Source organism: Streptomyces phytophilus (assembly GCF_013870535.1).
Taxonomy (GTDB): domain Bacteria; phylum Actinomycetota; class Actinomycetes; order Streptomycetales; family Streptomycetaceae; genus Streptomyces; species Streptomyces phytophilus.
Window position 1 is genome coordinate 1 of record NZ_JACBXC010001020.1, and the last position, 2,215, is coordinate 2,215.

Consider the following 2,215-nt stretch of genomic DNA (forward strand, 5'->3'; position numbering starts at 1 on the left):
GCCTGCGGCGACGACTCCGGCTCCGGCGGAGCGGACTCCGGTGGTGGGGACGGCGCTTGGCGCTTCGAGGACGACCGCGGCGAGGTCGCCAGGGTGGACCGCACCCCCCGGCGCATCATCGCCTACGTCGCCTCTGCCGCGGCGCTGCACGACTTCGGCATCGAGTGCACCGGCGTCTTCGGCCCGACGACGACACCGGACGGCGAGCGCGACCTCCAGGCCGGCGACCTGGACGTGGACGAGCTGACCGTCCTCGGCAACGCCTACGGCCAGTTCAACGTCGAGAAGTACGCCTCGCTGCGGCCGGAGCTGCTGGTCACCAACATGCAGGAGCCGCCGGTGCTGTGGTACCTGCCGGAGGAGAGCACCGAGGAGATCACCTCCCTCGCCCCCGCCGTCGGGATCCGCACCTCCGGCACCACCCTGACGACGGCGATCGGGCGCTACGCCGAACTGGCCGAGGTGCTCGGCGCCGACCCGGGCGCCGACAAGGTCGTACGCGCCAAGTCCCGCTTCGAGAAGGCGTCGCAGACGCTGACCAGGACCGCGGGCGACCGCCGCGGCCTGAAGGTCCTCGCCGTCTCCGCCAGCGCCGAGATGCTCTACGCCGCCGTCGCCGAGGACTTCGGGGACCTGCGCTACTACAAGGAACTGGGCGTCGAGTTCGTCACCCCGGGCAAACCCGGCGAGCGCGGCTTCTGGGAGGAGTCGAGCTGGGAGACGATCGACCGGTTCGAGGCCGACGTCATCATGGTCGACCGGCGCACCGGCAACCTCCAGCCGGACCAGCTCGCGGAGTCCAAGCCGACCTGGCGCCGGCTGCCCGCGGTCGCCGCCGGGCAGGTGATCCCGTGGCAGAGCGAGGCGCACCACAGCTACGCCGGCCACGCGCCGCTGATCGAGGCGCTCACCGACGCCCTGCGCGACGCGAAGCAGGTGATCCGGTGAGCGCCGCGACCGCCAACCCGTTCCGCTTCTTCGACATCACCGTCGCCGGCGTCGAGCGCCTGTCGCCCACCATGATCCGGGTCGAGTTCGCCGGCCCGCGGCTCGCCGCGATGGAGTCCGCGGGCCGCGACCAGCGCATCAAGCTGTTCTTCCCGCACCCGGGCCAGGACGCGCCGGTCATGCCCGACGACGACGGCAGCAACTGGTACCCGGCCTGGCAGGCGCTCGACCCTGCGGTGCGCGGCATCATGCGCACGTACACGACGCGCAGCCTCGATCGCGCACCCGACCGGCTCGTGGTCGACTTCGCCGTGCACGGCGAGGTCGGCCCGGGGTCCCGCTGGGCGCTCGGCGCCGCCCCCGGCGACCGGCTCAGCGTGCTGGCCCCGATCGTCGCGGAGAACGTGGCGTACGACTTCCGCCCGCCGGACGGCACCGACTGGATGCTGGTCACCGCCGACGAGACCGCGCTGCCCGCCGTCGCCGGCATCTTCGCGGCGCTGCCCGCGGGCGTGCCCGTACGCGCCTGGATCGAGGTGGCCGACGGCGGCGACCGCCTGGAGCCGCCCACCGCGGCGGACGCCGACGTCACCTGGCTCGTACGCGGCCGGGACGCGCCGGTGGAGGACGCCCTGCGCGCCGCGGAGCTGCCCGGGGGCACGCCGTACGCCTGGATCGCCGGGGAGTCGGCGACGGTCCGTGCCGTACGCCGCCATCTGGTGCGCGAACGGGGCTTCGACCGCAAGGCGGTGACGTTCTCCGGCTACTGGCGGCGCGGCACCACGGAGGACCAGCTGCTCGCGGCGGCGGAGTCCGCCTGACGGCGGTGCGCCGTCGGGGGGTAATCCGGTGGCGCGGTCCGGGGCCCTGGGGCAGGGTGCGTCCATGACCTCGGTAGTGCAGAACATCGCGATCGACTGTGCCGACGCCTACGAACTGTCGCTCTTCTGGAGCGCGGTGACCGGCAGCCCGGTCCATCCGGAGGACGGACCGGGCTCGCCGGAGACGCAGGTGCTGCTGCCCGAGGGCCCGGTGCTGCACTTCAACCAGGTCCCGGAGCCCAAGACCGGCAAGAACCGGATCCACCTGTGCCTGCGGCCCGCGACCCGGCGCGAGGAGGAGGTGGAGCGGCTGCTCGGCCTCGGCGCCGCGTTCGTCGCCGACCACCGCAATCCGGACGGTACGGGCTGGGCGGTCCTCGCCGACCCGGAGGGCAACGAGTTCTGCGTGCTGCGCAGCGCCGCCGAGCGGGAGGCGACGCAGCACT

The 2,215-nt window shown here is 73.6% G+C and carries 3 protein-coding genes; all 3 read left to right on the plus strand.

The features are described from left to right. Nucleotides 1–948 (plus strand): ABC transporter substrate-binding protein (locus H5J30_RS28495; RefSeq protein ID WP_181790163.1); only part of this gene is annotated, 948 nt, incomplete at its 5' end. Next, entirely contained in the window at nt 945–1,769 is an 825-nt protein-coding gene (locus tag H5J30_RS28500) for a siderophore-interacting protein (protein ID WP_181790164.1), read from the plus strand. The genes H5J30_RS28495 and H5J30_RS28500, both read left to right, overlap by 4 nt. Before the next feature lie 64 nt (nt 1,770–1,833). Beyond that, on the plus strand, nt 1,834–2,215 hold a 382-nt coding region (locus H5J30_RS28505; RefSeq protein ID WP_181790165.1), incomplete at its 3' end, for a VOC family protein.